The 25,466-nt window shown below is 63.5% G+C and carries 26 protein-coding genes; 13 read left to right on the top strand and 13 right to left on the bottom strand.

The annotated features are described in order from the left end of the window. Window positions 1-168 precede the first annotated feature (168 nt). Complete coding sequence (locus FJ548_RS10780; RefSeq protein WP_140777857.1) at window positions 169-702, bottom strand: hypothetical protein; 534 nt, start codon at window positions 700-702, stop codon at window positions 169-171. Beyond that, window positions 695-1,306: a CGNR zinc finger domain-containing protein gene (locus tag FJ548_RS10775; RefSeq protein ID WP_140777856.1), complete on the bottom strand. Its 612-nt coding sequence runs from the start codon at window positions 1,304-1,306 to the stop codon at window positions 695-697. Before FJ548_RS10775 ends, FJ548_RS10780 begins: the two co-directional genes overlap by 8 nt. Before the next feature lie 211 nt (window positions 1,307-1,517). Here FJ548_RS10775 and FJ548_RS10770 point away from each other — a divergent pair, with 211 nt between their 5' ends. The 4 genes from FJ548_RS10770 (at window position 1,518) to FJ548_RS10755 (ending at window position 6,035) form a co-directional block, all read left to right on the top strand. After that, window positions 1,518-2,423 carry a branched-chain amino acid ABC transporter permease gene (locus FJ548_RS10770; protein ID WP_140777855.1) on the top strand — a complete coding sequence of 302 codons (906 nt, stop codon included), beginning with the start codon at window positions 1,518-1,520 and terminating at the stop codon, window positions 2,421-2,423. Between the two features lie 180 nt (window positions 2,424-2,603). Continuing rightward, window positions 2,604-3,206, top strand: a complete 603-nt coding sequence (locus FJ548_RS10765) for a TRAP transporter small permease subunit (protein WP_140777854.1) — start codon at window positions 2,604-2,606, stop codon at window positions 3,204-3,206. Next, on the top strand, window positions 3,203-4,996 hold the full coding sequence (locus tag FJ548_RS10760; protein WP_181168762.1) for a TRAP transporter large permease subunit: 1,794 nt from the start codon (window positions 3,203-3,205) through the stop codon (window positions 4,994-4,996). The genes FJ548_RS10765 and FJ548_RS10760 overlap by 4 nt, the downstream gene beginning before the upstream one ends. 13 nt (window positions 4,997-5,009) lie before the next feature. Beyond that, complete coding sequence (locus tag FJ548_RS10755) at window positions 5,010-6,035, top strand: zinc-dependent alcohol dehydrogenase family protein (protein ID WP_140777852.1); 1,026 nt, start codon at window positions 5,010-5,012, stop codon at window positions 6,033-6,035. A gap of 106 nt (window positions 6,036-6,141) precedes the next feature. Here FJ548_RS10755 and FJ548_RS10750 read toward each other — a convergent pair whose 3' ends face one another. Beyond that, complete coding sequence (locus FJ548_RS10750) at window positions 6,142-7,251, bottom strand: TRAP transporter substrate-binding protein (RefSeq protein ID WP_140695338.1); 1,110 nt, start codon at window positions 7,249-7,251, stop codon at window positions 6,142-6,144. Between the two features lie 263 nt (window positions 7,252-7,514). Between FJ548_RS10750 and FJ548_RS10745 the strand changes: the two genes are divergently transcribed. Beyond that, window positions 7,515-8,288, top strand: coding sequence for a gamma-glutamyl-gamma-aminobutyrate hydrolase family protein (locus FJ548_RS10745; protein WP_140606747.1), 774 nt, complete (start codon window positions 7,515-7,517; stop codon window positions 8,286-8,288). Here FJ548_RS10745 and FJ548_RS10740 read toward each other — a convergent pair whose 3' ends face one another. The 6 genes from FJ548_RS10740 to FJ548_RS10715 all read right to left on the bottom strand — a co-directional run bounded on the left by FJ548_RS10740 (window position 8,289) and on the right by FJ548_RS10715 (window position 13,031). Then, window positions 8,289-8,690, bottom strand: coding sequence for a hypothetical protein (locus FJ548_RS10740; RefSeq protein WP_140606746.1), 402 nt, complete (start codon window positions 8,688-8,690; stop codon window positions 8,289-8,291). 82 nt (window positions 8,691-8,772) lie between these two features. Further along, a complete protein-coding gene (locus tag FJ548_RS10735) occupies window positions 8,773-9,756 on the bottom strand; it encodes a 2-hydroxyacid dehydrogenase (protein WP_140606745.1) in 984 nt (327 codons plus the stop codon). Next, complete coding sequence (locus FJ548_RS10730) at window positions 9,753-10,775, bottom strand: LacI family DNA-binding transcriptional regulator (RefSeq protein WP_140606744.1); 1,023 nt, start codon at window positions 10,773-10,775, stop codon at window positions 9,753-9,755. Before FJ548_RS10730 ends, FJ548_RS10735 begins: the two co-directional genes overlap by 4 nt. Before the next feature lie 124 nt (window positions 10,776-10,899). Next, window positions 10,900-11,784, bottom strand: coding sequence for a DMT family transporter (locus tag FJ548_RS10725; protein ID WP_181168761.1), 885 nt, complete (start codon window positions 11,782-11,784; stop codon window positions 10,900-10,902). 197 nt (window positions 11,785-11,981) lie between these two features. Further along, window positions 11,982-12,434 (bottom strand): GFA family protein, encoded by a 453-nt coding sequence (locus FJ548_RS10720; protein WP_246678618.1) that lies wholly within the window; start codon window positions 12,432-12,434, stop codon window positions 11,982-11,984. 189 nt (window positions 12,435-12,623) lie between these two features. Further along, entirely contained in the window at window positions 12,624-13,031 is a 408-nt protein-coding gene (locus FJ548_RS10715) for a DUF2000 family protein (RefSeq protein ID WP_140777851.1), read from the bottom strand. A 53-nt stretch (window positions 13,032-13,084) separates the two neighbouring features. On the opposite strand from FJ548_RS10715, the gene FJ548_RS10710 reads away from it, so the two are divergent. Further along, window positions 13,085-13,954, top strand: coding sequence for an AraC family transcriptional regulator (locus tag FJ548_RS10710; RefSeq protein ID WP_140777850.1), 870 nt, complete (start codon window positions 13,085-13,087; stop codon window positions 13,952-13,954). A gap of 17 nt (window positions 13,955-13,971) precedes the next feature. On the opposite strand, the gene FJ548_RS10705 is transcribed toward FJ548_RS10710, so the two are convergent. Next, window positions 13,972-14,442, bottom strand: coding sequence for a MarR family winged helix-turn-helix transcriptional regulator (locus FJ548_RS10705; protein ID WP_140744370.1), 471 nt, complete (start codon window positions 14,440-14,442; stop codon window positions 13,972-13,974). A 421-nt stretch (window positions 14,443-14,863) separates the two neighbouring features. Between FJ548_RS10705 and FJ548_RS10700 the strand changes: the two genes are divergently transcribed. From FJ548_RS10700 to FJ548_RS10670, 7 genes are all read left to right on the top strand, one after another. Then, window positions 14,864-15,931, top strand: coding sequence for a GTP-binding protein (locus FJ548_RS10700; protein WP_140777849.1), 1,068 nt, complete (start codon window positions 14,864-14,866; stop codon window positions 15,929-15,931). A gap of 82 nt (window positions 15,932-16,013) precedes the next feature. Next, the gene (locus FJ548_RS10695; protein ID WP_140606738.1) at window positions 16,014-16,292 is read left to right on the top strand and encodes a DUF1778 domain-containing protein; all 279 of its coding nucleotides are present in this window, start codon (window positions 16,014-16,016) and stop codon (window positions 16,290-16,292) included. After that, entirely contained in the window at window positions 16,289-16,816 is a 528-nt protein-coding gene (locus FJ548_RS10690) for a GNAT family N-acetyltransferase (protein ID WP_140777848.1), read from the top strand. Before FJ548_RS10695 ends, FJ548_RS10690 begins: the two co-directional genes overlap by 4 nt. A gap of 88 nt (window positions 16,817-16,904) precedes the next feature. Next, complete coding sequence (locus tag FJ548_RS10685) at window positions 16,905-17,879, top strand: WD40 repeat domain-containing protein (protein ID WP_140777847.1); 975 nt, start codon at window positions 16,905-16,907, stop codon at window positions 17,877-17,879. Between the two features lie 186 nt (window positions 17,880-18,065). Next, entirely contained in the window at window positions 18,066-19,448 is a 1,383-nt protein-coding gene (locus tag FJ548_RS10680; RefSeq protein WP_140777846.1) for an aspartate aminotransferase family protein, read from the top strand. Window positions 19,449-19,480: 32 nt separating this feature from the next. Then, window positions 19,481-20,866 (top strand): glutamine synthetase family protein, encoded by a 1,386-nt coding sequence (locus FJ548_RS10675; RefSeq protein WP_181168760.1) that lies wholly within the window; start codon window positions 19,481-19,483, stop codon window positions 20,864-20,866. Window positions 20,867-21,150: 284 nt separating this feature from the next. Next, a complete protein-coding gene (locus tag FJ548_RS10670) occupies window positions 21,151-21,885 on the top strand; it encodes a UdgX family uracil-DNA binding protein (protein WP_281407066.1) in 735 nt (244 codons plus the stop codon). A gap of 241 nt (window positions 21,886-22,126) precedes the next feature. Here FJ548_RS10670 and FJ548_RS10665 read toward each other — a convergent pair whose 3' ends face one another. The 3 genes from FJ548_RS10665 to guaD all read right to left on the bottom strand — a co-directional run bounded on the left by FJ548_RS10665 (window position 22,127) and on the right by guaD (window position 25,466). Then, window positions 22,127-23,392 carry a glycerate kinase gene (locus FJ548_RS10665; RefSeq protein WP_140606733.1) on the bottom strand — a complete coding sequence of 422 codons (1,266 nt, stop codon included), beginning with the start codon at window positions 23,390-23,392 and terminating at the stop codon, window positions 22,127-22,129. A gap of 175 nt (window positions 23,393-23,567) precedes the next feature. Next, on the bottom strand, window positions 23,568-24,074 hold the full coding sequence (locus FJ548_RS10660) for a heme-degrading domain-containing protein (protein ID WP_140606732.1): 507 nt from the start codon (window positions 24,072-24,074) through the stop codon (window positions 23,568-23,570). Window positions 24,075-24,152: 78 nt separating this feature from the next. Next, window positions 24,153-25,466, bottom strand: coding sequence for a guanine deaminase (gene guaD, locus FJ548_RS10655; RefSeq protein ID WP_140606731.1), 1,314 nt, complete (start codon window positions 25,464-25,466; stop codon window positions 24,153-24,155).

Genomic DNA, 25,466 nt, shown 5'->3' with positions numbered 1-25,466 from the left:
TCGGATGACGCATCCTTTCTCCCCTTGCAAGGCAGGTCAAACAAAATCGAAGAGGCCAGGCAACGCGCAACAAACGGTCCGCCGGGCGCTGGGCCGCGCAGGAAACGGTTCGCCAACCTTGCAACCGCGTACGAAAATTTCAGATAAAATCGATGTCGTCAGAGGATGTCAGCCGGCTTTCGAGCAATCCGGCTTCGGCTCACCCGGCAGTTTGCCGTCGGGATGGCCGGCAAGGTCGGGATTGGCCGTATAGAGCTGGTCGATGACCAGCGGCCGGTCGGGCAGGATCGACTGGTCTTCCGTCGACATTAGCGTGGTGTCGATCTTCTGCAGGGCCGTCCCGTCGGCACCCCTGATGGTGATGGCGATGGCATAAGGCTTGTTCTTGACGATACAGGTCAGCGCCGGGCTCTCCAGGCTAACCTTGTCGAGCTTCGGCCAGACCTTCTGCTCGACCACGAAAGGCGCGCCGCCGGCGGGATTCTGGAAGCTGGCAACCGCCACCTGCCCCTCGCCCATCGGCTGCAGGGGCCGCAGCGTCACCACATAGGTGGCCCTGGCGAGACGGTAGTTGAAGACGAATATCTTGCCGGAAACCTCGAACAGCTTACCCTCGCCGCCGGTATCGCGACAGGCGCCGAGCGCAACGGCGGCAATCAACATGGCGCCGGCACCGATCGCACGTGAGAATCCTCTAGGCATCCTTGACCTCACTGGCCGCCAAGCGGCGGCGGCGATAGTGACGACTTGCCTTCTGGCGGTTGCCGCACACCGCCATGTCGCACCAGAGGCGGCTGGAATTGCGGCTTCTGTCGACAAACAGCCAGGTGCAGTTGGGACAAATCCTGAGCCTCGCGACCGTGTCGTCACGCAGCAGCGAAAGCGCTGAAACCGCCAGCGCCGCCTCGAAGGCGATCGGTGTCGCGGGATTCCCGAAGGGCCTTCCCGGCGCACCGATCTCGGTGTGGCTGCCGGCCAGCCCCTCGGCACAGGCCCGCAGGAATTCGGGCAGGTCGGCCGTAGCGACCGCGCCCTTCGACACCGCGCCGCGAAACAGCCGGTCGGTCGCCTCGCGGATCGACAGCACGACGGGCGCGATTGCTGCCGGCGAGGACACCGCCAGTCGCCTGCCGCCAAGCTCAGTGGCGCGAAAGCCGCTGGCCGCGTCGGCAAAGCGCGCGATTTCGGCGGGATCCTCGAAGCGGTCGAATGTCCGTTCCGGATCGCCACGCAACACGACGGTGTTCGCCGTGTCGAGCGCAAGCAGGCCGCCCGTGAAGCGGTGTGGGGTCCAGGCAACTGTCATAGTCCAAAAATCTAACCGATAAATCGCATTTGACAAGTTAGATTCAGCGATGCAAACCTTTCCGGCGCGCATGGTATCGTCGTTTTGTCTTGAGCACGTCGTCCCCCAAACCGCTTCGCACTTTTGGGCGACATGCGCCTGTTGTCGTTAAGCATGTCGTTGTCCCAAAAACCGCTTCGCACTTTTGGGCGACATGCTTTGAGGGTTTTGCATGCTCTATTTCTTCCAGCAGGTGCTGAACGGGCTGCATTCAGGCGCGCTCTATGCACTGCTGGCCTTCGGCTACGTGCTGACCAACGGCATCCTGCACCGCACCAACCTCGCCTATGGCGCGCTGTTCGCCTTCTGTGGCCAGGCCATGATCCTGACCGTCGCCTTCGGCTACCAGGTGCTATGGCTGACGGTGTTGGCGTCGGTGCTGCTCGGCATCCTCGCCGCGTTCCTCTATGCCGCGCTCATCAGCCATGTGCTGTCGCGGAGCGTCTTCGAACCGTTGGCCGACCGCTCGCCCAATGCCATCGTGGTGACCACGCTCGGTATCCTGCTCGTCCTGTCTGAAGCGAGCCGCATCGCAGCCGACACGCATGATCTGTGGCTGCCGCCATTGTTGGCCCAGCCCATCGTTTTCGCCGAAGGCTCCGGCTTCAAAGCGACGCTGACGCTGATCCAGACGCTCGACTGCGCGGTGATCCTGGCGGCGGTCGCACTCGCCACCTGGGCGTTTGCCCGCTCCAACTTCGGACGGTCCTGGCGCGCTGTCTCCGACGATCCAAGGGCTGCCGCCATGTGCGGCATCGACGTGCGCGGCGTATTCCGGCGCGCCGTCCTGTTTGGCGGTTTCTGCGCCGCGCTGGCCGGTGTCATGGCCAGTCTCTACTATGGCAATGTCGGCTTTGGCTCCGGCCTCGTCTATGGCCTGAAAATCCTCTTTGTGACAGCGGTCGGCGGTTATCTGTCGCCGCCACGGGCAGCCCTTGGCGCAGCCGTCTTCGGCATGGCCGAATCGCTATGGGCCGGTTATTTCCCGGTCGAATGGCGCGATGCCTGGATGTACCTGTTCTTGGTGGCCATGCTGATCCTGGTCGGCGCCGGCCGGGACGCCGGCAAGGCCGTCTGATCCCATCAGACTTTGGTTGCATGACGTTCCGTCAGGCTGCGGTTTTCCACCATGCCGCATGGATCGACGGGGCGCATCCTCGCTCCTCGTGTTGACCAACCGGACCACGCACTGCATACCGTTGGTCCAGGAGGCGCGACGAAGGGGGAATCGCGCGTCACCACCATCAGGGAGGAAGGCATGGCAGGGCTTCTCGCTCTATCCAGGACGATCGACCGTATCAACGAGTTCATCGGCCGGTGGATTTCATGGCTGATCCTGCTGGCGATCCTGGTCAGTGCCGCCAATGCCGTCATCCGCAAGGTGTTCGACACCTCGTCCAACGCCTGGCTGGAGCTGCAATGGTACCTGTTCGGCGCCGCCTTCATGCTGGCCGCCGCCTACACGCTGAAGCAGAACGAGCATATCCGCATCGACATCGTCTACGGCCTGTTCCCGCGTCGCGTACAGCACTGGATCGACCTCCTTGGCCACGTCTTCTTCCTGATGCCGTTCGTGACGCTGATGGTGTTCTATTTCGTGCCCTACGTATCGCTGTCGTTCCACAGCGGCGAAATGTCGACCAATGCCGGCGGGCTGATCGTCTGGCCGGCGAAAGCGATCCTGCTTGCCGGCTTCTTCCTGCTGGCACTGCAGGGCATTTCCGAGATCATCAAGAAGATCGCCATCATGCGCGGGGCTATGGATGATCCCAATCCCTTCATATCAGCGCATGAACAGGCGGAACTCGAAGCCAAGGCGCTCGTGGAAGAGACCAAGGCGCTTGGCGAGGTGCGCTCGTGATGGAGTTCATCGCCCAGAACATGGCTCCAATCATGTTCGCCTCGCTGATCCTGTTCATGCTGATCGGCTATCCCGTCGCCTTTTCGCTCGCCGCCAATGGCCTGCTGTTCTTCTTCATCGGCGTGCTTTTGACGCCCTATTCGGGCGGTGCGATCAACCTCGCCTGGCCGCTGCTCTATGCGCTTCCGGACAATTTCTACGGCAGCCGGGTGATGTCGAACGACACGCTGCTGGCCATCCCGTTCTTCACCTTCATGGGCATCGTGCTTGAACGATCCGGCATGGCCGAGGACCTGCTCGACACGATCGGCCAGCTGTTCGGACCGATCCGGGGCGGCCTCGCCTACGCCGTGATCTTCGTCGGCGCGTTGCTGGCCGCGACCACCGGCGTGGTCGCGGCATCCGTCATCGCCATGGGGCTGATCTCGCTGCCTATCATGCTGCGCTATGGGTACGACCGCCGGGTAGCATCCGGTGTCATCGCGGCATCAGGCACGCTTGCCCAGATCATCCCGCCATCGCTGGTGCTGATCGTGCTCGCCGACCAGCTCGGCCGCTCGGTCGGCGACATGTATGCCGGCGCCCTGATCCCCGGCCTCGTGCTGACGGGCCTCTACACCAGCTACATCCTGCTCATGTCGATCGTCCGGCCAAAGTCGATGCCGGCCCTGCCTCTCGAGGCACGGACACTCGGCCATGGTGTGGTGTCGCTGGCGGTCGCGCTGATGGCGGCCGTGGCGATCGCCTACGCGGCCTACCGCTATCTGGTACCCGCGCATGGCGACAACGCGGACATTCTCGGCGCGGCCGTCGGCGTCATCTTCATCTACGTCGTCGCGGTCCTCGATCGCGGCATGAAGATCGGCATGATGTCGCGGCTGGCGCAGCAGGTCGTCATTGTGCTCATTCCGCCGCTGGCCCTGATCTTCCTGGTGCTCGGCACCATCTTCCTCGGCATCGCCACGCCGACGGAAGGCGGCGCCATGGGCGCGGTCGGCGCGCTGGCAATGGCAGCGGCCAAGGGCCGGCTGTCGCTGGACGTGGTCAAGCAAGCGCTTGCCTCGACGACCCGGCTGTCATCCTTCGTGCTGTTCATCCTGATCGGGGCGCGCGTGTTCTCGCTTACCTTCTACGGTGTCAACGGCCAGATCTGGGTCGAGCATCTGCTCACCTCTCTGCCGGGCGGCGAAGTCGGCTTCCTGATCGGCGTCAACATCCTGGTCTTCTTCCTCGCCTTCTTCCTCGATTTCTTCGAACTGGCCTTCATCATCGTGCCGCTGCTGGCGCCGGCAGCCGACAAGCTCGGCATCGATCTGATCTGGTTCGGCGTGCTTCTGGGCGTCAACATGCAGACCAGTTTCATGCATCCGCCGTTCGGCTTCGCGCTGTTCTACCTGCGCTCGGTGGCAGCGCGCGTGCCCTATCTCGACCGTCTCACGGGCAAGCAGATCGCGCCGGTAACGACCGGACAGATCTATTGGGGAGCCGTGCCGTTCGTCTGCATCCAGGTGATCATGATCGGGCTGACCATTGCCTTCCCGCAAATGGTGATGCGCTACAAGGGCTCGGCGGTCGAACCCGGCGTGATCGACTATCAGGTACCGGAAGCGCCCGGCCTGTCGCCGCTCGGCTCGCCGCCGGCGGGCGGCACGGCGCCGGCCAATGGCGGTACGGCGCCGGCCGCGCCCGCGGCACCCGACTTGTCACAACCGCCGAGTTTCGGTGACACGCCGCCAGCCAAGCCGGCCGCTCCGGCGCCGGACCTTTCGCAGCCACCGAGCTTCAACTGATGGGGGCGACGCCATGAAAGCAGTGCGACTGGAGGCGGTGGGCAGCATCTCGCTGCGCGAGATCGCCAAGCCCTTTCCGGGGCCGGACGAGCTTCTGGTGCGGATCGAGGCCTGCGGCGTCTGCGGCACCGACCGGCACCTGTTTCATGGCGAATTTCCCTGCCGACCGCCTGTAACGCCCGGGCATGAATTTTCGGGCATCGTCGAGGCGATCGGCCCTGCCGTCTCCGGCTTCGCCGTCGGCGACCGCGTCACCGGCGACCCCAATATCGCCTGCGGCCGTTGCCCGCATTGCCATGCCGGCCGGGTCAATCTCTGCCGCAATCTCAACGCCATCGGTATCCACCGCGACGGCGGTTTCGCCGACTTTGTCGTGCTGCCGCAGAAACAGGCCTTTGTCCTGCCCGCCGGCTTGCCGCCGACACATGGCGCGTTCTGCGAGCCGCTTGGCTGCTGCCTGCATGGCGTCGACCTTGCCGAGATCAAGCCGGGCAGTTCGGTGGTCGTGCTCGGCGGCGGCGTCATCGGCCTGCTCACCGTGCAACTGGCGCGGCTGGCAGGCGCCACGACGATCATCCTGTCGACAAGGCAGGCCTCGCGGCGCGCGCTTGCCGAGAGGCTCGGCGCAACGGCGACGGTCGATCCCGCCGCCGCCGATGTCATCGATGCCATTGCCGGGCCGACGGGGCTGATGCCAGGCGGCGCCGACGTGGTGTTCGAATGCGCCGGCGTGCGCGACACCGTGGAGCAGTCGATGCGGGTCGCGAGAGCCGGCGGCACGGTCGTCATTGTCGGTGTGACGCCGCAAGGCATGAAGGCGCAATTCGAGCCCTTCGACCTCCTGTTCCGGGAACTGAAGGTGGTGGGCTCGTTCCTCAATCCCTACACGCACCGCCGTGCCGCCGAGCTTATCGCGTCAGGCGCGATCGAGATCGACCTGCTGATTTCCAGGCAGGTCACCCTTGGAGAGGCCCCGGCGGTGATTGCCAATCCGCCCGCGCCGGGCGAGGTCAAGGTGCTGGTGGTGCCGGGCCACTAGCTCTTCCGTGCAGGGCAATTGTCTCGATCAGGGTTGGCGCCGCCCCTCATCCCCCTGCCGGGACCTTCTCCCCGTATAGTGACGGGGAGAAGGGGCTGGTCGCGACCTACAGCTTGCCGTTGCGTTGCTGCACCATCATGAACGTGTCGTAATTGTATTCCGCTACCTGCGCCCAGAGATAGTGCTCCTTGCGGAAGCCCTTGATCGATTCCCAGATCTTCTTGAACGGCGCGTTCGAGGCCTCCATTTCGGCATAGACCTCGTTCGCCTTCTCGAAACAGGCGGACATGATGTCCTGACTGAACGGACGCAGCTTCGCGCCGCCAGCCACCAGCCGCTTCACCGCCGGCGGATTCACATAATCGTATTTCTGCAGCATGTTGGCGTCGGCGGCCTGCGCGGCGGTGCGCAGCAGCGATTTGTAAGTCGGCGAAAGTTCTTCGTATTTCGCCTTGTTGAACATCAGGTGGACGGTCGGGCCGCCTTCCCACCAGCCGGGATAATAGTAATAGGGCGCGACCTTGTAGAAACCGAGCTTCTCGTCGTCATAGGGACCGACCCATTCGGCGGCGTCGATGGTGCCTTTTTCCAGCGCCGGGTAGATATCGCCGCCAGCGATCTGCTGCGGCACGACGCCGAGTTTCTGCACCACCTTGCCGGCAAAGCCGCCAATGCGCATCTTGAGACCTGACAGGTCGGCGACGGTGTTGATCTCCTTGCGGAACCAGCCGCCCATCTGCACGCCGGTGTTGCCGCCCGGCAGGCCGAACAGGCCTTGCGTGGCGAGAAATTCGTTGAACAGGTCGATGCCGCCGCCATGGTAATGCCAGGCGTTCATGCCGCGCGCGTTGAGCGAGAAGGGGACCGCCGCGCCCAGCGCCCAGGTCGGATCCTTGCCCCAATAGTAATATGCCACCGTGTGGCAGGCCTCGACCGTGCCGGCCGTGGTGGCGTCGGCGGCCTGCAAGCCGGGTACGAGTTCGCCGGCGGCGAAGACCTGGATCTGGAAATTGCCATCCGTGGCTTCCGACAGCATCTTGGAAAACACCTCGGCGCCGCCATAGATGGTGTCGAGCGACTTCGGGAACGACGACGCAAGCCGCCATGTCACCTTGGGATTGGACTGGGCTATAGCCGGTGCCGCCAGAGTTGCCGCCGCCGCAGCGGCGCCGACACCGGTCACGCCGGCCTTGCGAATGAACGAACGACGATCCATGAAGTCCTCCCTTTTGGATCAACAGACCGATGCCGAGGACAAGCTTCGTATCCGGATCGGTCGGGACGAGACAATACACGGGCAAGAAGTCGAGTCCAGCATAGCGGAGGGATTTGACAGCGCAGGCGCGCGACCTTGCCACTATAGTCTAACGGGCTGTCTGCTGGCCTATCCGACACGCTGAAACTTGGCATGGAAAAAAGCCAGGGGATCGCCTATTTTGAGGGCAGGACATCCCTTGCCAGATGGAAAACAGACCCAAAATGCATCAGCCGCTCGTCGCCATATCGACCGACGTCCGCCAGTTCGACAACTACACCTGGCATGCCGCCCCGCAGCAATACCTGGAAGCCGCAATCGTGGGTGCGGGCGTGTTTCCCTTGCTGGTGCCGTCGTTCGGCGACAGGCTCGACTTCGATGAACTCCTGTCATCGGTCGATGGTGTGATGGTCACCGGCTCGAAATCCAACGTCCACCCCTCGCTCTACGGCGGCGACCCCAGTGAAGCCAACGGCCCCTACGACCCGGCCCGCGACGCCACCACGCTGCCGCTGATCCGCAGGGCGATCGAGCGTGGCGTGCCGCTGCTTGCCATCTGCCGTGGCATCCAGGAGATGAATGTGGCGCTGGGCGGCACGCTGGCGACCGAGATCCAGGAGCGCGAGGGTTCGCTCGACCACCGCGCACCGGTGAGCGACAATCAGGACGAGCGCTTCGGCATCCGCCAGAGGGTGACGATCAAGTCCGGAAGCTGCCTGGCCGGCGTGTTCGGGGAGGGCGAGATCATGGTCAATTCGGTGCACCGCCAGGCCGTCGACCGGCTCGGCCCGAAACTGCAGCTCGAAGCCGTCGCTGCCGACGGCACGGTCGAGGCGGTTTCGGTCAGGGATGCCCGCGCCTTCGCGGTCGGTGTCCAGTGGCACCCGGAATATTGGGTCAAATCGGACAGCATCTCGGCCAAGATCTTCCGCGCTTTCGGCGATGCGGTGCGCCTGCACGCCACAGCAAAAGCCGGTGCACGGGCCGCTGCGGAATAATCAGTCTTCAGTCTTCCGATCGCCCGCCAGCGACAGCAAAGGTGCGGTCGGGGCGTAGGATTCATAGCCGCCGCCATCGGCCACGGCGAAGGTCACGATCGGATCGATGCCGTTCGCGCTGAACGCGACCGTTCCGTCCTGTCCTTCACGCCAAAATTTTGCCTGTTCGATGCCTGGCAAGAGCCGCCGGCAATTGGGCGCTACCGTCAACAGCGACAGGCCGTCCGAGACCGGGGCGCCGCGCGTGACCGCGCAGGCCCCTTCGTCGCCATTGGCGACCAGCCTGTAGGTGTTGCCGGGCGCCGGGGCGTCTTCGGCGACGCTTTCGCCATTGCCGCCGTGAAACAGTTGGACGCCGCCAAACAGCGCGGCGACGGCAATCAGTGCGGAAAGCACTTTCATTCTTTCTTCACCCTGCGAACTTCTGGATAAAAAATGATTTCAAAGGGTTAAGCTGGCGTTAATAATATGGTGGCCTGGCCGCTCAGCTGCGAGCCTTCACATGCGCGGTCTCGGGCACCGGTGTCAGCGGCCGGCGGTCGCTGAACCAGGACACCAGATTATCGACGCACAGATCCGCCATCGCGCGGCGCGTATGCTCCGAGGCGGAGCCGACATGCGGCAGCAGCGAGGTATTCGGCGCGTCGAGCAGCGCCTTGGGCACGTTAGGTTCGTCGGCGAAGACATCGAGCCCGGCGGCGGCGATGGTGCCGTCGGCAAGAGCCGCCGCAAGGGCCGTCTCGTCGACCGTGCTGCCGCGGCCGATGTTGACGAAGACACCGTTGGCGCCGAGCGCCGACAGGATCTCGGCGTTGACCGCCTTCTGCGTCGAAATTCCGCCGGGTGCGACCGAAATCAGCGTGTCGACCGCTTCGGCAAGGCCCTTCAGTGTCGGATGATACTGGTAGGCAAGACCTTCGACACGACGCCGGTTGTGATAGGCGATCGGCAGGCCGAACGCTTCCAGCCGCCGGGCAATGGCTTGCCCGATACGGCCCATGCCGAAAATACCAACGCTGCGACCACGCAAGGTCAGCCGGCTCAGCGGATAGTTGCCCTTGCGCACCCAACTGCCGTCACGCAGCCAGGTCTCGGCGCGCGGCAGGTCGCGGACCGTATTGATGAGCAGCCCGATCGCCGTGTCCGCAACCTCTTCGGTCAAGACGTCGGGCGTGTTGGTGACCATGATGTCCTTCGCCGCCGCATGGCTGACATCGACCGAATCGTAGCCGACACCGAAGGAGGCGATGATCTCGAGATTGGGCAATGCGTCCATCATCGCCGCGCCGATGCCGGCAAAGGAGGCTATGCCACGCACCGTGCGGCGCATCTCCTCGGTGACCAGCGCCGGATCGGTGCGCTCGATCCCGACGCGCCTGAACGTGCGGTCGATACGCTCTGCCGCATGGCCGCTGAAATCCGCCGGCACCAGAACGGCAATGGTATCGAGCTGTTCAGCCTTGGTCATGCACGCTCCACCGGCTTGCCGGTCGACTGACGCACATGCAGCTCCGGCTTGATCAATTCCTGCGAGGGCCGCACCGTCTGCCCGTTGAGCTTGTCGAGCAGCGCGCTGGCGGCACGGCGGCCGACCTCGCGCTGGCCGTTCCAGACGGTGGTCAGCGCCGGAGTGGCGATCGCAGCTTCCTCGAGATCGTCATAACCGGTGACGGAGATGTCGATGCCCGGCACCAAACCGGCACGCGCGATGCCGTTCATCAGGCCGATGGCGACGAGGTCGTTCCAGCAGCAGGCGGCGGTCGGCTTGTCCTTCAGCGCCAGGAATTGCCCGGCGGCTTCGAAGCCGGCCTGCTTTGTGCGCGGCCCGGCGATGCGCCAGGACGGTCTGACTTCGAGCCCCGCCGCCTCCATGGCGTTGACATAGCCCTGGTAGCGGTCGCGGCCGGTCGAGGTCTGGTCGGTGCCGCCGATCATGGCGATGCGCTTGTGCCCGAGCGAGATCAAATGGTTGGTGGCAAGGCCGGTGCCGTAAGCATCGTCGCCGCGAAACACCGGCACGTCGGCGCCCTCGACCGTGCGGGCGATCAGCACTGCCGGCAGGCCGTTCTCCTCGGCCATCAGGATGTCGGAAGCTGGCGTGCCGATGGCCGGCGACATGATGACGCCGTCGGCGCCGAGCTGCAGCAGCGTGTCGATGAAGGTGCGCTGCTTCTCGAGCTGGTCGTAGTGGTTGGACAGGATGAAGGTCTGCCGGCTGCGGTCGAGTTCGCTTTCGATCGAGCGCAGGATCTCGGCGAAGAACGGGTTCATGATGTCGTGGACGACGACGCCGACAATGCCCGAGCGCGAGGTGCGAAGGCTGGCGGCGCGGCGGTTGTAGATGTAGCCGATGGCGCGCGCATGTTCCTTGATGCGATCGCGCGTGCTGCCGGCAACCAGCGGGCTGTCGCGCAGCGCCAGTGACACCGTGGCGGTGGACACGCCGAGCGCATCCGCGATCGTCGACAGCTTGATCTTCTGTGCCAGTGACCTGTGCTCCCCGACCGGCTTTAGTCCCTATGCATGTGGTTGTCCCGGAACCGGTTCCCACTTTTGGGTAACATGCATTAAACAGTTTAAAGGCGGCCTTATGCCATCGATTGGGGGCAAATCAAAGTTTTTTTGCCAGCGCTTCGGCTTCGACATCGGAGACCGCTCGGCTCTGCAGCCGGAGCCGGTGCTCGCGGTGGACGATGTAGAGGCCGCTGGCGACGATGATGGCGGCGCCGACCAGTGTCCAGCGGTCGGGGAATTGGCTAAAGACGATCCAGCCGGAGAGGATCATCCATACCATCTGCGAATAGGGATAGGGCGCCAGTGCCGTGGTCGTCGCCAGCCGATAGGCCTGGACCAGCAGCCAGTGCCCGACGCCGCCGAAAACGCCGAGCATGAGCAGCACGAACCAGTGCCAGCCATCATGCGGCAGCGAGAATGAAAACGGCAGCATCGGCAAAAGCAGCACCGCCGGGGCCAGCGCCGAGAACAGGATCAGGCTTTCCGGCGTTTCGGTGGCCGACATGCGGCGCGTCATGATGACGTAGAAGCTGTTGGACAGCATCGAGCCGAGCGCGAAGAGATGCCCGATGCCGAAAACGCCGACACCGGGCCGGGTGATGATCAGAACCCCGGCGAAGGCCGCCAGAATGGCCAGCCAGCGCCGCCAGCCGGCCCATTCGCCGAGCAGCGGACCGGCAAGTGCGGTGATCACCATCGGCCCGAAGAAATAGATCGACGTCGTCTCGGCCAGTTGCAGGGAGCGCAGGGCCAGGATGTTGCACATGGTCGAGCCGAACAGGAACACACCGCGCAGCACATGCGCCGGCAGATTGACCGGGCGAAACCGCACCGGCTCGCGCCAGCCGCGCAGCAGCGCGCCGACAAGCACCACATGCACGGCAAAGCGCACCCAGGCGACGATCAGCGCGGAAACACCGGCCAGGACGAGATATTTGCTGCTGGTGTCGAGGAAGGTGAAGAAGACGTAGGTCGCAAGCATGCACAGGATCGCCACGGGCGGCGTCGCGCTTTCGACATATCTTTGGGGAGCACTCACTTGCAGGCCGGGGGAAGCTGGGGCTGGAATCCACCTTTGCGGCAATTATCGCTTGCCGGCAAGCCAAAAGCGTCTGGCACAACGATACGCCTGTGCAGGCTTAGCCCTCGTCCTGCCTGTGGTTGTCCATCACTTAAGATCTAGCTTTTCGTGTAGTCAGGCCCAAACCGTGTCGGCAGGCCGTCGGCGAGTTTCAACCAAGGGAGCTTCTCCTCAAAGGCGACATGCAGCGTGGGTGCAAATTTTTCCGGCTCCTCCATCGCTGCGGCAAAAAAATGCATGACACCAGACATGTTCGTTGAACGGAAGGACAGCGCCGAGCCACAGTGACCGCAAAATGTTCTTTCTACACGGGGAGAAGAGTTGAACATTTTCGGCGGCTTGCCCAACCATCGCCAGTGACCATCCAAGACGCCAATGTAGGTGGTCATCGGCGCGGAACATTGCCGCCGACAACTTTCACAATGACAAACCACGCATGCTTGCGCCGGACCATCGACTTCAAAAGCAATAGCGCCCCCCGCATGCAAATCCTCCTTAAGCCCACTGACCTGACCAGTAATTTGCACCTGGCGTATTGAGAGAGTCGCCATGAGATACGCCGAGCTGGCGCTCAATTGCGACATTCGGCGCCAGCACTTGTGCGCTGGGAGTTGCTTACAATCGGCATTCACTACCGCCTTGGCGGCAATATTGAAATGTTCGTGGAGTTTGTCGGTCGTCAGATTGTCGCTTCGCTTTAAGAGTCCACAGCCCAGTGCGGCCTAAGCAATCTTTTGCCTCTATGCGTGCATACGGGCGCCCTTGGTGATCTTGTCGACGACCTTCTTCTCGGCGCGCAATGCGATGCCCACCACCTTGGCGTCCTCGGGCGCGAATTCGGCGAAGACGGCGCGGTTGGCAGCGTCGAAGCCGGTCGAGAACATCTCCTCGACATAGAGCGAGGTGGTCACGCCGCGCTCCAGCGCGCGCCGGTGAATCGTGGCCAGCGTCGCCTGATCGGCCGACAGCATGATGACCGGCTGGATCGACAGCGGGTTGTACAGATTGCCGGCGCGGTCGCGATAGGGCTCGCCGATGATGTCTGGAAACTGCGCGACGACGCCGCTGGTCAGGAAGGCGGTGACGTTGAGTTTCTGCCAGACCGGCAAGTCTTCCCGCAGGACGATTGCAAATTTCGTATCGAACATGAGAAAATGGACCATTCGAGAATTAGGCCCCGATTGCGAGGCTGAAGGAGACGATGTCGTTCGAACTAGACCGCCAGGCCTTCGAGGGTCTTGGACGTTTGTGCGCTGGCGCGGCCGAAAACTGCATCATCTCCGCTCCCGACCCTGTCGGCATGGAGCGGATCGAGGCGCGGTTTCACGGCAGCGCCTTCGATCCGCACCGTCACAATACTTACGCGATCGGGGTGACGCTGCAGGGTGTGCAGACCTTTCGCTATCGCGGTGCGGTGCGGCTAAGCCTGCCCGGCCAGATCATCGTGCTGCATCCCGACGAATTGCATGATGGCGGCGCCGGCACCGAGGACGGGTTGCGCTACAGGATGCTCTATCTAGAACCGTCGCTGATGCTCGATTGCCTTGGCGGGCTATCCCTGCCCTTCGTCAGGGATGCCGTGGTGAGGGACGATGCCTTCTGCGCGACGCTGCTTTCAGCACTGGGGCCGTTGCGGCAGGAACTCGACGAGTTGTTCGTTGCCGACTTCCTCAGCCAGTTGATGCGGAGCCTGTCGCGCCATGCCGGCCAGCCGGCTAAGCCGATGGCCAGAACGGCGTGGCGGGCGGCAGCGCTGGCGCGCGACTATCTCACGGAGAACGCCACTCGCCCCGTGACCTCCGGCGAACTGGAAGCGGTCACCGGGCTCGACCGCTATGCCTTGTCGAGGCATTTCCGCGCCGCCTTCTCGACCAGCCCGCATCGTTTCCTGGTGATGCGCCGGCTTCAGCGCGCGCGGCGGATGATCGCCGCCGGCGAGCCCCTGGCGCAGATCGCGGTCGAAGCGGGCTTCACCGACCAGAGCCACTTCAACAGGCAATTCAAGAAGGCGTTCGGCATGACGCCGGGGCGCTGGTCCTCGCTGATCCGGGAAGGTCCGGCAGCTGCCTGACCGTTGCAATCAGGCGATCAGTCGTCCGACTCGGCGTCGTCGTCGATCAAGACCAATTCCGCGTTGGAGAGATTGGCCTCGATGCGGGCAAGCAGCTTGAACAGCGACTTCTGGTCCTTCTTGTCGAGGCCCTTCAGCGCCTGCTTTTCGGTCTTCTTCACCGACTTCTCGATGGCGCGAATGGTTTCGCGGCCGGTATCGGTGAGGAAGATATGCGCCTGACGAGCATCGGACTCGGAGGCGCGCTTTTCCAGAAAGCCCTGGGCCTGCAGCCGGTTGATGGTCTTGGTGATGGTGGGCGGGCGCACGCCGAGGCGACCGGCGAGGTTGCCCGGCGTCTGGCCGTCCTCGCGATCAAGCGCCAGCATGATCTGATCCTGGCCGGCATAGAAGCCATGCGCCAAAAGCCGCGCCGCAAGTGCCGTTCTTGCCAGCCTTGCCGCCGAATGCAGCCGGCTCATTGTTGCAGTCTTGTCCGCCTTGGCCATGGTCATCCCTCTTCGGCCGTACCGGTGCGCGTAGCATAGACGCAGCCGGCCGGTTGGCAATCGACGATCGAAAAAAAGATTCCGGCGCCCCAACAGCTTTGCCGGCAAGCATTGTGGTGTCCGCCGTGGCTAATGCCAGATGTTTATTTCAGTTAGATGACAAACGAGTTTCCCGAGCCTCGGATCCGCGACGATGACGACGACGGCCGCTGCGACGATCGGCGACTCCTGGCAAGATGCCTTCTTTGCCTTCCAATCACAGAAACGGCGACACTTTCCGCCACCATCACCACAGGACAATCCCGGCCGGCCGCTTGGCCCATTGGTTTGCCCCGTGCAAAAGCCCGGCACACCTCCTATATGGAACCGACAATCCCTTTATTCGGCCTGGATTTCCAGGCCCAGTCATTCGAGGCAAGCTATGAGCGACGCACAGACGCAGATTCCCGTAACCGTTCTCACCGGCTATCTCGGCGCCGGCAAGACGACGCTGCTCAACCGCATCTTGTCGGAAAACCACGGCAGACGTTACGCGGTCATCGTCAATGAATTCGGCGAGATCGGCATCGACAACGACCTGATCGTGGAATCCGACGAGGAGATTTACGAGATGAACAATGGCTGCGCCTGCTGCACGGTGCGCGGCGACCTGATCCGCGTCGTCGAAGGCCTGATGCGCCGGCCCGGCCGCTTCGACGCCATCGTGGTCGAGACCACCGGCCTCGCCGATCCGGTGCCAGTGGCGCAGACCTTCTTCATGGACGATGACGTGCGCTCCAAGACCAAGCTGGACGCCGTCGTGGCGCTGGTCGACGCCAAGCATCTGCCGCTCAGGCTCAAGGATTCCAAGGAAGCCGAGGACCAGATCGCCTTCGCCGACGTCGTCGTGCTCAACAAGACCGACCTCGTCACCCCCGAAGAACTCGCCAAGGTCGAGGCGACGATCCGCGCCATCAATCCGGCGGCAAGGATCCATCGCACGACGCGCGCCGGCGTTGCTCTGTCGGAAGTTCTCGACCGCGGCGCGTTCGACTTGTCCAGGGCGCTGGAAAACGACCCGCATTTCCTCGAAGCGCGCGACGATCACGACCATCATGACCACGATCATCACGACCACGACCATGATCACGAAGGGCATGACCACCACCATCATCATCATGATCATGACCATTCGCATCCTTCCGATATCCACGACGTGACGGTGAAGTCGGTGTCGCTGCGCGGCGGCGAGATGGACCCGAAGAAATTCTTCCCCTGGATCGAGAAGATCACCCAGATGGAGGGTCCGAACATCCTGCGCCTGAAAGGCATCATCGCGCTCAAGGGCGATGACGAGCGCTATGTCCTGCAGGGCGTGCACATGATCATCGAGGGCGATCACCAACGCGCCTGGAAGGACGGCGAAAAGCATGAGAGCCGGCTGGTGTTCATAGGCCGCGAGCTCGACGCCGAGCGGCTGAAGAAGAGCTTTGACGCCTGCCAGGCGTAGACCTGACCTCACGGCGCCTTAGCGGGTTGAATATCTCACGATGTACACATAGTATGTGTACATCGACACTGGGAAGATATCTATGCCTAGATCAGCCGACAACAAAAGCGAGCGCTTCCAAATCCGCATTCCTCCAGCGCAAAAGGCGATGATCGCCCGCGCCGCAGCACTGTCGCACAAGGACATGACCGATTTCATCCTCGACAAGATCGTGCCCGAAGCGCAGGCCGTGATCGAAGCCGCCGAGGTGACGACGGTATCCGGCCGCGATTTCACGCGCATCCTTAACCTGTTGGAACACCCGCCAAAACCCAACGCCAAGCTCCGGGCCGCGATCGCCACCTTGCCGGATACACTGTGACGCTTCCGCCTTGGCACGAGGAACCGATCGCGAAAGGACACGATCGGGCGTCTTTCGATTGCGGCGACAGGCAAATGAACGACTTCCTGCGAAGGTTCGCGCGACAGAGCCACGACCAGAATGCAGCCAAGACCTTCTGTGCGATCGATGACACAGCTTCGGAGCGTATCCTCGGTTTCTATACCATCGCGCCGTCTGCCGTAGCTCATGAAACCGTGCCCGAAACAATGACGAAGGGCCTTGCGAGACACGAGGTTTCCGGTTTCAAGCTTGCCCGGCTTGCAACCGACCGCACCGTTGCCGGGCATGGGCTTGGAGGTCAACTGCTTGCCGCCGCCGCGTTGCGCTGCCTGCGGCTCGCCGGCGAGGGTGGCGGCATCCTGCTCATCATTGATGCCAAGAGCGAGCGAGCCGCGAGGTGGTACGCCAGCTATGGAGCCGAGCGCGTGCAAGGGCGGGAATTGACCTTGGTGATGCCCTTGGCAACGTTCGCGTCCGACCTGCGCGCCAAGGGATTGCTTTGATGACCCCATGGCGATCCTCCTGGTTGCCCGAACCGCAAACGTCGAGTAAGCCGCCTGTGTAATCTCATCCCGTTGAACAAAGATAATCATGCCAACCGTCGCCCCGCTTGATCTCGAAGGCCATTGCGTCGCCGCCGTCTTTCTTGGCGATGTGCCGCATTTTGCGCTGGCCGATGGCGCCATTCATCGGCTCGACAATGGCCACAAGACCGTCCAGGCCAATGACGGATTGCTCAGCGCCTTCCATGACGCGGCCAATGACCGGCTGATCACCGGCGGCGAGGACGGCAAGGCGTTCGCCGTGAAGGCCGGCGGCGAAGTGACCGAATTGGCGAGCGCCGGCAAGAAGTGGATCACCAGCGTCGCCGCCGGGCCGCAAGGCACCATCGCCTATGCCTCGGGCAAGACCGCCTTCGTGCGCTTTGCCGACGGCAAGACCAGGGAGTTCGCCCATCCGCGTTCCGTCGAGGGGCTGGCGTTCTCGCCCAAAGGCATGCGCTTCGGTGTCGCCCGCTACAATGGTGCGACGCTGCATTTCCCGGCCGTCGAGGGCAAGCCGGTCGAGCTTGAATGGGCCGGCGCCCATACCGGCATCACCTTCTCGCCCGACGGCGCCTTTCTGGTTACGACCATGCAGGAAAACGCCTTGCATGGCTGGAAGCTGGCCGACGGCAAGCACATGCGCATGAGCGGCTATCCCGGCAAGGTCAAAAGCCTTTCATGGAGCGTGAAGGGCAAATGGCTGGCGAGTTCCGGTGCGCCGGCGGCGATCGTCTGGCCGTTTTCCGGCAAGGACGGGCCGATGGGCAAGGCGCCGCTGGAGCTCGGCACGCGCGGCAACGCCATGGTGACCTCGGTCGCCTGCCATCCGAGCCAGGACGTCGCGGCCATCGGCTACGATGACGGCATGGTCATGGCGGTGCGCTTCGCCGACGCCAAGGAAGTGCTGCTGCGGCGGCCGGGCAAGGGCGCCATCACCTCCATGATGTGGGACAAGGAAGAACGCCGGGTCGTTTTCGGCAGTACGGCCGGCGACTGTGGCGTCATCGACATCACGGCCTGAGCGAATAGGCAGCAGGTAGTATGTTCCGGACCTGAGAACAGGCCGGGAAACTGCCTCCCTACTGCCCTACTGCCCTACTGCCCTACTGCCCTACTGCCCTACTGCTGAGCCAATGCAGAACAGACGCGCGGCCAATTGCGGTCGCGGAGGTTGATTGTCTAAGAGGAACCTATCAGAGGGGGTTTCATGCACAGCAGCGACAGTTCCAGGACGCCCATCGGCGGCATCAGCCGTGACCGCATCGCCGAACTGCGTGAGACGGAAGGGGCGGCGTTCCGCGAGGCGCGGCCGAAGTCGCAGGCCAAGGTTGGAAACGGCCTGCCGGGCTTCTTCGGCGGCGTGCCGATGCATTGGATGAACGACTGGCCGACGCCGTTTCCGATCCTGGTCGACAGCGCCAGGGGCGCCACGATCACTGATATCGACGGCAACAGGCTGGACGATTTCTGCCTTGGCGACACCGGTTCGATGTTCGGCCATTCGCCGCCGCCGGTGGCGCGCGCCATCCGCCGTCAGGCCGGTCGCGGCCTGACCTATATGCTGCCTTCAGAGGACGCGCTCGCCATCGGGCCGCTGCTGCAGCGGCATTTCGGGCTGCCGTTCTGGCAGATCGCGACCACGGCGACCGACGCCAACCGCTTTGCGCTCCGCATCGCCCGCGCCGTCACCGGCCGCGAGAAGATCCTGGTCTTCAACGGCTGCTACCACGGCTCGGTCGACGAGACGATGGTGCGGCTGATCGACCGCAAGCCGGTCAACCGGCCTGGGCTGGCGGGCGAATTCCGCGACCTGACCCGCACGGCCAAGGTCATCGAGTTCAACGACGTTGCCGCGCTGGAAGCCGCGCTCGAGGACAGGGATGTAGCCTGCGTCATCGCCGAGCCGGTGCTGACCAATTCCTGCATGGTGCTGGCCGATTCGGGCTTTCATGACGCGCTGCGCAAACTGACCCGCGCAGCCGGCACGCTGCTCCTGATCGACGAGACCCACACGATCTCGACCGGGCCCGGCGGCTACACAAGGAAATATGGGCTCGATCCGGATCTCTTCGTGCTGGGCAAGCCGATCGCCGGCGGTGTCCCGGCAAGCGTCTGGGGCATGAGCGACGAGGTCGCCTCGCGCTATGCCGATTACAACAGGACAAAAGAGCCCGGCTATTCCGGCATGGGCACGACGCTGTCGGCCAATCCGCTGCAGTTCGCCACGATGCGCGCCACGCTGGAAGAAGTGATGACGCAGGAGAATTATGACCGCATGGACCATCTCGCGCGGCGTCTGGATGCCGGGCTGACCGGAGCGATCGACCGCTATGGCCTGCCATCGCATGTCGCCCGTGTCGGCGCCCGCGTCGAATTCATCTGCGCGCCCGGCCCGTTGCGCAACGGCGCCGAGGCGGAGACCGCGCATGCGCCGGAACTGGAGGCCGCCATCCATGTCGCGCTGGTCAATCGCGGCGTGCTGATCGCGCCGTTCCACAACATGATGCTGATCTCGCCGGCAACCCGCGCCGCGCAGGTGGACCGGCTGATCGCCGCCTTCGGTGCGGTTGCGGCAAAGCTTGCGGCATGAGACAAGCGGCCCAGCCAAACCCGAGTGCCATCATGATTTCACCTTCGGGCTCCTCGCCCACCGAGGCGCAAGCCTTTCTCGATGCCCATCCCGAGATCGAGGCCTTCGATATCGTGCTGACCGACGCCAATGGTGTCGGCCGTGGCAAGATCGTGCGCCGGCACGAGCTGAAAAGCATCTTCGAGGGCGGCCGGCACATGCCGATCTCGATCCTCGGCCTCGACATCACCGGCGAGGATGTGCACGAAACCGGGCTGATCTGGACTACCGGCGACGGCGACCTCAGGGCATGGCCAATTCCCGGCACGCTGGTGCCGCTTTATGGCACCAATCCGCCGCGCGGCCAGGTGCTGATGGCGATGTATCACCTCGACGGCCAACCGATGTCGTCGGACCCGCGCCTGGCGCTCGCACGGCAAGTCGAGATCCTGGCGGGCAAGGGCCTCTATCCCGCGGGCGCCTTCGAACTGGAATTTTTCCTGCTGGCCAACGAGCGCGATGCCGACGGCAAGGTGCAGCCGGCACGCGCGGTGCTGGACGGCCGCGTCTCGGGCAAGACGGAGGTCTATTCGGTCGACCATCTGCACGGCATGGAGCCGCTGTTCTCCGACATCTATGCCGCCGCCAAGGCGCAAGGCATTCCCGCCGAGACGGTGATCTCCGAGTATGCGCCAGGCCAGTACGAGTTGACGCTGAACTACCGCAAGGACGTGATGCGGGCGGCCGACGATCTGGTCATGCTGAAGCGGCTGGTGCGGGCGCAGGCGCGCCGCCATGGCGTCACCGCCTGCTTCATGGCCAAGCCGATCGAGAAATATGCCGGCTCGGGCATGCATTTCCATGTCTCGCTGCAGAACAAGGACGGCAAGAACGTCTTTTCGGAAAGCCCCGGCGAAACCTGGTCGCTGCCGCTGCTGCGCGGTCTCGGCGGCCTGATCCAGACCATGGCGGAATCGATGCTGGTGTTTGCGCCGCACGCCAATTCCTGGCGCCGCTTCGTGTCGCAATCCTATGCGCCGGTGGCGCCCACCTGGGGGGTCAACAACCGCTCCGTGGCGCTGCGCGTGCCAGCGGGCGACGCCAGGAACCGGCGCATCGAGCATCGCCCGTCGGGCGTCGACGCCAATCCCTATCTGATCGCAGCGACAGTGCTGGCCGGCATCATCAAGGGTCTCGACGAAGCGCTCGACCCCGGCCCCGAGACCACCGGCAATGGCTATGAGGCCGAGGTGACCCGCACCACCATGCCGGCCGACTGGCGGGCGGCCATCGAAGCCGCCAGAGCGTCCAGCTTCCTGAAAGGGGCGCTTGGCGAAGATCTGCACCGAACCTTCGTGGCGATCAAACAGTCCGAATATCTGCGCGTGGCACGCACGGTCAGCGAACTGGATTATCATCTCTACCTGCACGAGGTGTGACGACCTGACGATGGGGCGGCGTTCACTTTTCGCCGCCTGCCCGCAAAAGAGGTAGCGTAGCGGCCAATTAGAACATACCGTGAACGTATGAGTGCTCTTACCATCCGAGATGGCTGGCGATCGGGCCGGGCGCCGCGAAGGGTGACGTGCCGGCACAGGATGATACCGAGGCGCTGTGGCGCACCCATTTCGAGAACATCTTCAATCCGGCGCGGCGAAGGTGAAGACCATGCAGAAGGAGATGCCGAAAAAAATATTGGCGGAACCTTCCAGAGGCTTCGCTCATTCCAGATCTAATCGCAGGAGCGGACAAGGCCGCTACAGCTATGATCGCCAGGATGTCGACAACGCCCGCGCCGCGTCACGCCAAGGTGCAGGCAAAGCATTGGCCAAAACGCCAGCCGGCCGAAGAGCTTGAGGACGATGGTGCGAGCACCATCACCGAGTTGCGCGAAGTCGCGAAGGGTTGTCGCCGCTGTCCCTTGTGGCGCGATGCGACACAGACCGTGTTCGGCGAAGGGCCCGACAACGCCAAAGTGGTTTTCGTCGGCGAACAGCCCGGCGACCAGGAGGACCTCACCGGCAAACCTTTCGTAGGCCCCGCCGGCAAGGTGTTCGACGCCATCCTGGACGACGCGGGCGTCGACCGCCTGAAGGTCTATGTCACCAATGCGGTCAAGCACTTCAAGTTCGAACCGCGCGGCAAGCGGCGCATCCACTCAAAGCCCAATGCCGGCGAAGTCCAGGCCTGCCGCTGGTGGCTCGACAGGGAGTTCGCGCTCATCAAGCCTAACCTCGCCGTGGCGCTCGGTGCCACGGCGGCATTGTCGTTGCTGGGCAAGGCGATCCCGGTGACCAAGATGCGCGGCCAGGTGATCGAGCGAGAAGATGGCTTGCGCGTCTTCATCACCATCCACCCCTCCTTCATCCTGCGCATCCATGAGCCAGCCGACAAGGAAGCCGAGCGCGAACGGTTTTTGAAGGATATGAAGCAGGTGAAGAAGCTGATGGGGACGTGAGATCATGCGAGCTTGGAGATTAGCCGAAAGCTCATCGTTTCGTCATCCTTGGGCGAAGCAAGGAGCGAAGCGACGCGGCGCAGACCCGAGGATCCATGCCGTTGCTTTCACGCGCTGCAACGGTGAAGAATTTCTGCTCCGACGCACTTTGTGGCTAAGGTAACGGCATGGATCCTAGGGTCTTCGCGACGGAGCTTCGCTCCTACTTCGCCCTAGGATGACGACGTCGGAGGCCCTGCCGTCAACGGACGAGGATCGCCCTCAAATCATTGACGTTCGTACCGGTTGGGCCAGGCGCGAAAAGATCGCCGACGGCATTGAAGGCCGTCCAGGCGTTGTTACCCGCCAGCATCGCCTTGGCGTCGACGCCGGCCGCGCGCATGCGTGACACGGTTGAGCCGTCGGCGAAAGCGCCGGCGTTGTTTTCCGAGCCATCGATGCCGTCCGTGTCGGCGGCCAGCGCATGGATGCCTTCCACGCCGTTGATACCGAGGGCGAAGGCGAGCAGGAATTCCGAGTTGCGGCCGCCCTTGCCCTTTGCCCGCAATGTCACGGTGGTTTCGCCGCCCGACAGGATCAGCACCGGCTTCTTGAACGGCCGGTCGCGCGTCGCCACTTCGCGAGCGATGGCCGCGTGAACACCGCCGACCTCACGTGCCTCGCCCTCAATGGCATCGGAAAGGATGACGGCTTCGACGCCTTGGCGCCTGGCTTCCGCCGCAGCTGCTTCCAGTGACACGCCAGCCGAGGCGATCAGATGCACCTCATTGCGCGAAAAGCGCTGATCATCGGGATTTGGCGCATCGGCCGCCGGCGAACTGATGTGCGCCATCACTGCCTCCGGCAGGTTCATACCATAGGCCGAGATCGACGCCAGCGCATCTTCGCGGCTGCCGATGTCCGGCACGGTCGGGCCGGACGCGACAAGTGCCGGATTGTCACCGGGAATGTCGGAGACAACCAGCGACACCACCTTGGCCGGCCACGCGGCTGCGGCCAGCCGGCCACCCTTGATGGTGGAGACATGCTTGCGGATGGTGTTCATCGCCGCGATCGGTGCGCCGGAAGCGAGCAACGCCTCGTTGACGGCGATCTCGTCGGCCAGTGTCAAGCCCCCGGCCGGAGACGGCAGCAATGCCGAGCCGCCGCCGGAAATCAGCGCCACGACCAGATCGTCCGCCGTGAGGCCGTGGACCTTTGCGAGCAAGCGCCGCGAGGCTTCGAGGCCAGCGGCATCCGGTACAGGATGCGCCGCCTCGATGATCTCGATGCGCTCGCATTTGGCGCCATAGCCATAGCGGGTGACGACCAGCCCTTCGATCGGCCCGTCCCACACCTTTTCGAAGGCCGCCGCCATCTGCGCCGAGCCTTTCCCCGCGCCGATGACGATGGTTCGGCCCTTGGGTCTAGCCGGCAAATGATGCCTGATGGTCTTTTCCGGGTCGGCGGCGGCAACGGCCGCCTTGAAGATCGAGGTGAGAAAGGGTTTGGGGTCGAGCACGGTCATGGTGTGATGCCGTCGATGCTTCGCGAATGCTTGCAAGGCTGGCGCCGCCCCTCACCCTTACCCTCTCCCCGTGAAGAACGGGGAGAGGGGGTCGCTGGCGTCGCGACAAAATCCCTTCTCCCCGTCCCTATACGGGGAGAAGGTGCCGGCAGGCGGATGAGGGGCGGCGTCAACGTCACGAATTTGTTTCCGGCGACAGAGCAAGCTCGCTTGCTTCGATGCCCAGGTGATTGCACAGCGCCTCGACCACCACGCCATGATCCTCGCGCTCCGGCAGTCCGGAGACGGCGATCACGCCAATGACGCCGGCGCCCTTGACCGTGACGGGAAAGCCGCCGCCGGCCAGCACGTAGTCCGAGATGTCGAGCCCCTCACCGACCTTGAAGGTGCGGTCCGGGCGCTGCTGTTCCAGCACCATGCGGTAGGTGCTTCGCAGGAACCGTTTGACGACATTGATCTTGCGCCGCGCCCAGTCGGGATTGGAGGCGTTGGAACCGGGCATTGCCGCATAGAACAGCGGCCGGCCCCACAGCCTGATATCCACGATGATGGGCAGGGTTTCGGCGAGAGCCCGGTCCCGGATGGCCGAGCCGATCTTGAAGGCAACGGCTTCATCGAAGGCGGCAAAGACAAGGGTCTCTTCCTGTCTCTTGATCAGAGCGATGTCGTCAGCAACGGCCATGTCGTTCCCCTGTCAACTTCGCCGCACGCTTTGACCGATGGCTGCCGCCGGGTCAAGCAAGGAACGCACCGTAGGCCTCTAATTCGCCAGGTCACTCTTGGCCGGCTGCCCCGCGACATAGACTTCGCGCACGGCGCGATCGTCGCCCAGCGTCTGCAGCAGAAACAGTTCCTGCGCCAGCGTCTCGACCGTTTCCATCCTGAGCCGCATCGCGGGCGTTGCCCTGGCATCGAGCACGACGATATCGGCGTCGGTGCCTTCATCCAGCGTGCCGATCTTTTCCGCCATCGACAGCGCCTCGGCATTGCCGCGCGTAATCTGCCAGAAGGACTGGAACGGGTTCAGCTTCTCGCCGTTCAGCGCAATCACCTTGTAGCCTTCGTCCATGGTGCGCAGCATGGAATAATTGGTGCCGCCGCCGACATCGGTGGCCGCCGCGATCCGCAACGGTTTCTCGCGACGGCGGTAGCGCTGATAGTCGAACAGGCCGGAGCCGAGGAACAGGTTCGAGGTCGGACAGAACACCGCCACCGAACCGCTATCCGAAAGCGCATCGGCCTCACGATCCCCGAGATGGATGCAGTGGCCGAACAGGCTCTTTTTGCCCAGCAGCCCATAATGTTCGTAGACGTCGGTGTAGTCGCGCGACCAGGGGTAGAGCTGTTGCGTGAAGGCGATCTCGGCATGATTTTCCGAAAGATGCGTCTGCATGTGCAGGCCGGGATGCTCGCGGCAGAGTGCGCCGGCCATCTCCATCTGCTCCGGCGAGGAGGTGATGGCGAAACGTGGGGTGATGGCGTAGTGCTGGCGGCCCTTGCCGTGCCATTCCGCGATCAGTGCCTTGGTGTCGTCATAGCCTGATTGCGCCGTATCGAGCACGCCCTCGGGCGCGTTGCGGTCCATCATCACCTTGCCGGCGATGTTGAGCATGTTGCGATCATGCGACTCGGCGAAGAAGGCCTCGGCCGACGCCTTATGCACCGAGCAATAAGCCACCACTGTCGTGGTGCCGTGGCGCACCATCTCGTCAAGGAACAGCCGCGCGATGCGGCGGCCATGCTGCGCATTGGCGAATTTCGTCTCTTCCGGGAAGGTGTAGGTGTTCAGCCAGTCGAGCAGTTCGGCGCCGTAGGAAGCGATGATCTGCATCTGCGGGAAATGCACGTGCGTATCGATGAAGCCCGGCAGCAGCAGATGCGGCCGGTGATCGATCTTTGTTGTCCCCTCACCGGCATGCTTCTCGACATCGGCATAGGCGCCGGCAGCGACGATCATGCCGTCGCTTATCAGCAGGCCGCCATCCTCCTCGTAGCGCCAGGCGGAATGATCGTCGATGGTTTCGGGCCAGCGCACGAAGGACAGCGTGCGGCCGCGCAGAAGTGTCGAGGTCAT

Origin of the sequence: Mesorhizobium sp. B2-4-17 (assembly GCF_006441275.1) — a bacterium.
Taxonomy (GTDB): domain Bacteria; phylum Pseudomonadota; class Alphaproteobacteria; order Rhizobiales; family Rhizobiaceae; genus Mesorhizobium.
The sequence above is the reverse complement of the archived record's forward strand: the minus strand, read 5'-3'. Positions and strand labels throughout refer to the sequence as shown.

Coding starts and splice junctions, on each gene's coding strand:
- FJ548_RS10695 (WP_140606738.1), top strand. CDS start 16,014: ATGCCTAGATCAGCCGACAACAAAAGCGAGCGCTTCCAAATCCGCATT.
- FJ548_RS10755 (WP_140777852.1), top strand. CDS start 5,010: ATGAAAGCAGTGCGACTGGAGGCGGTGGGCAGCATCTCGCTGCGCGAG.
- guaD (WP_140606731.1), bottom strand. CDS start 25,466: ATGACCTCGACACTTCTGCGCGGCCGCACGCTGTCCTTCGTGCGCTGG.
- FJ548_RS10705 (WP_140744370.1), bottom strand. CDS start 14,442: ATGGCCAAGGCGGACAAGACTGCAACAATGAGCCGGCTGCATTCGGCG.
- FJ548_RS10680 (WP_140777846.1), top strand. CDS start 18,066: ATGCACAGCAGCGACAGTTCCAGGACGCCCATCGGCGGCATCAGCCGT.
- FJ548_RS10780 (WP_140777857.1), bottom strand. CDS start 702: ATGCCTAGAGGATTCTCACGTGCGATCGGTGCCGGCGCCATGTTGATT.
- FJ548_RS10715 (WP_140777851.1), bottom strand. CDS start 13,031: ATGTTCGATACGAAATTTGCAATCGTCCTGCGGGAAGACTTGCCGGTC.
- FJ548_RS10720 (WP_246678618.1), bottom strand. CDS start 12,434: ATGGCGACTCTCTCAATACGCCAGGTGCAAATTACTGGTCAGGTCAGT.
- FJ548_RS10740 (WP_140606746.1), bottom strand. CDS start 8,690: ATGAAAGTGCTTTCCGCACTGATTGCCGTCGCCGCGCTGTTTGGCGGC.
- FJ548_RS10710 (WP_140777850.1), top strand. CDS start 13,085: ATGTCGTTCGAACTAGACCGCCAGGCCTTCGAGGGTCTTGGACGTTTG.
- FJ548_RS10665 (WP_140606733.1), bottom strand. CDS start 23,392: ATGACCGTGCTCGACCCCAAACCCTTTCTCACCTCGATCTTCAAGGCG.
- FJ548_RS10750 (WP_140695338.1), bottom strand. CDS start 7,251: ATGGATCGTCGTTCGTTCATTCGCAAGGCCGGCGTGACCGGTGTCGGC.
- FJ548_RS10765 (WP_140777854.1), top strand. CDS start 2,604: ATGGCAGGGCTTCTCGCTCTATCCAGGACGATCGACCGTATCAACGAG.
- FJ548_RS10770 (WP_140777855.1), top strand. CDS start 1,518: ATGCTCTATTTCTTCCAGCAGGTGCTGAACGGGCTGCATTCAGGCGCG.
- FJ548_RS10775 (WP_140777856.1), bottom strand. CDS start 1,306: ATGACAGTTGCCTGGACCCCACACCGCTTCACGGGCGGCCTGCTTGCG.
- FJ548_RS10700 (WP_140777849.1), top strand. CDS start 14,864: ATGAGCGACGCACAGACGCAGATTCCCGTAACCGTTCTCACCGGCTAT.
- FJ548_RS10675 (WP_181168760.1), top strand. CDS start 19,481: ATGATTTCACCTTCGGGCTCCTCGCCCACCGAGGCGCAAGCCTTTCTC.
- FJ548_RS10725 (WP_181168761.1), bottom strand. CDS start 11,784: ATGCTTGCGACCTACGTCTTCTTCACCTTCCTCGACACCAGCAGCAAA.
- FJ548_RS10745 (WP_140606747.1), top strand. CDS start 7,515: ATGCATCAGCCGCTCGTCGCCATATCGACCGACGTCCGCCAGTTCGAC.
- FJ548_RS10660 (WP_140606732.1), bottom strand. CDS start 24,074: ATGGCCGTTGCTGACGACATCGCTCTGATCAAGAGACAGGAAGAGACC.
- FJ548_RS10735 (WP_140606745.1), bottom strand. CDS start 9,756: ATGACCAAGGCTGAACAGCTCGATACCATTGCCGTTCTGGTGCCGGCG.
- FJ548_RS10685 (WP_140777847.1), top strand. CDS start 16,905: ATGCCAACCGTCGCCCCGCTTGATCTCGAAGGCCATTGCGTCGCCGCC.